The following is a 2,672-nucleotide window of genomic DNA, read 5'->3' on the forward strand; positions in this document are numbered from 1 at the left end:
TTAATAACATCTCCTCTTGGTTCTCTATTATTATCTAAATCTAGAATATTGTAAGGTGTATTTGTTTCAGGCCCTACCCAAGGTCCATGTGTATTCCAAACATAGGTTGCTTTTACGTCTTCAAAACTAGAGGCATTTAAAACCATTTCTGCATAAGCCAATGCTCTAAATATATCGTCTTTATCAGAATTATTTTTCCAAGGACGAGAGTTCATCTCTGTAACATGAATTTCTGTATCTGGTATAGTAGAATTGTTTACAATTCTTTGAACACTTTCTACATTACCCACTAATACACTATTGGTGTTTTTCCAACCTTGGTAATCTTGATTTCTCCAATCGTATTTATACAAATAATTATGCACACAAATAAAATCTATATTTTCAGGATCATGAGCTAGTAAATCTGCATGCCAGCTGCCTAGTAAACCAGGACCAACAGAAATACTTGGATCTACTTTTTTCATTGCAGTTGCAAAATCTGTGTATAGCGCTTTGTATTCTTCTTTAGTAATTAAATCAGAATGATGATCTACTTCGTTTCCTAATGCCCATCGTTTTACATTATATCCTTTTGTTATGTTTGCATACTTAACCCATTCTATAGCAGTTTCTTTTAGTTGTTGATAAGTAGGGCCATTATTATATTTATAAGAAAGAATATTTACAACAACCATAGGTTCTGCACCTATATTATTACAAATAGAAATGTATTCATCAAAATCCATATCTTTTATAAATTCTCCACTTGTTTTATGTACAGCCCAATCCCAATTTGCAGGAGCTTGTGATGAGCTAGCTATTTTAGGGGTAAGCGTATTTCCCCAATCACCATCTGCATCCCATAAATAATTATCTGCCAAGTGACCATATGGAAAACGAATGTATTTTACACCCATATCTTTCATGGCATCTGTAAAAGATGTTTTTCTTGGTCTTTCTTTATCTGAATCTAATAACCAACAAGAAACAACACCTGCAGCGTTTTTAGAAATTTGTTTTGTTCTTACTGATGTATCAACTGTAATTATTTTAGAATTATCTTCAAATTCTACGATATTTTGAGTTTTCTTAGCGGAATCACATTTTGTAAAAAAAAATAAAATGACAACAAATAATGCTTTTAACTTTAGTAGATAATTTCTTTTCATTTTTTTAGTTTAAGATAGTTAATTATTAAAGTTAAAAGCATTATTTATTTTTTAATTTATTCAAAATTAATTTTAAAAACATGCGAACTACTTCCAAAACCAGGCTTTGTTTGCACACCTGTAGCCAAATATAAATAAGAAGGAACACCGTCTTTAAAAAGAATTTGTGCACGTTCTAAATGTCCGTCTTTTTTACCCCTATAAGAAACAGCATCCTTTAAATGTTCTTCACCTACGTAATGTAATAAATCTTCGTATGCTCGTTTTGTATTTTCTCTAGGAAATGATAATCCGTCTGCAGATTTCCATAACAATCCACCTCCTCTATTTCCTAAAGCACCTCTAAAATCACGACTTATCATGTACACAGAATCATTCATTGTAAATGCATATGCATCTTCTAGTGGCATTTTTTCTTCTGTTACTCTTGTTGGTTGATGAACATAAGGACCTTCAACATTATCAGCAACAATAAGACCATATGAGTAGACATATCCTCTAGGTTCTTTTCTTACTACAGATTTATGATATAAGAAATATTTATCTTTATATTTAATTAATGATGGATTTGAAACACCTAATCGTGCTGTGTAGTTCCAAACTGTTGAATCTTTTGTTTGACGTAAAATAGTTCCATCTGATTCTCCTCCTTTAGCAGGTCTCCAACTATCATTAAGATCATCTGCAACCAACATTACAATTCGTTGTGTTTTTAAATCATCATTTTCATTTACAATAAAACAAAGTTGATACTGACCATCTATATTACTAATTGTTGGGTTGTGTGGCGAATTGAAAAGCCCATTTTTATCTTCTACAGCCACACCCACATAATTAAAAGGTCCTTCTGGTTTATCTCCTACATAATGGCCAATTTCACAATCTTTAAACCAACCACTAAAATTAGTTTGTGTTTTAGTAGACCATTGTGCAGCATATAAATGAATTTTACCATCTTTACCTTTAATTGGTGATGATCCCCAAACATGCATTCCTTCATTTTCTGCAGCACGCCCTACGTATTCAAATTTTATATTATTTGTATTAACAATTTTTACTTGTTGTTTATTCTTCTTTTCTAAAATGCTACAAGATGTAACTATAAGTATTGTTGTAAGTATGGTTAGTTGTCTTAATTTCATTTGTTGTTTCTATTTGTAATGTAAAAAATATTTATTTAAATTATATAATATCTAGTTAAGTAACAGTAAAACATAGTTAAAGTATAAAAATACTTATTCTTACTTTATAAAATGGGGTAATTTTGATTACAGTGTGGGTTAGTTATGTCTCTTTCTCATCAAAAAAAAGAAGTTTCCCACAAGTAATTAGCGCTAATCTTTATTATTCATAAAAAACATCATCATTTTCACTCCTAAACTGATACAAAAACACCCTCTGCAAATAAATTTATTTCTTTAATTTGAAAAATTAATTCTTTTAAACTAATTAGATATTATATAATCAAATTTTCTATAAAAATGAAATCTATTTTTAAAATTGTGCTATTGTCACTTCCTC

At 29.9% G+C, this 2,672-nt stretch carries 2 protein-coding genes; both read right to left on the reverse strand.

Translation table 11 applies throughout. The features are described 5' to 3' along the window. Positions 1 to 1,151, reverse strand: a 1,151-nt coding sequence (locus ABJG40_RS12870; protein ID WP_348024992.1) for a hypothetical protein, incomplete at its 3' end; no start/stop codon positions are given. 56 nt (positions 1,152 to 1,207) lie between these two features. After that, positions 1,208 to 2,293 carry a glycoside hydrolase family protein gene (locus tag ABJG40_RS12875; protein WP_348024993.1) on the reverse strand — a complete coding sequence of 362 codons (1,086 nt, stop codon included), beginning with the start codon at positions 2,291 to 2,293 and terminating at the stop codon, positions 1,208 to 1,210. Positions 2,294 to 2,672 lie beyond the last annotated feature (379 nt).

The sequence above is a fragment of the Polaribacter sp. genome (assembly GCF_039939415.1).
Taxonomy (GTDB): Bacteria; Bacteroidota; Bacteroidia; order Flavobacteriales; family Flavobacteriaceae; genus Polaribacter.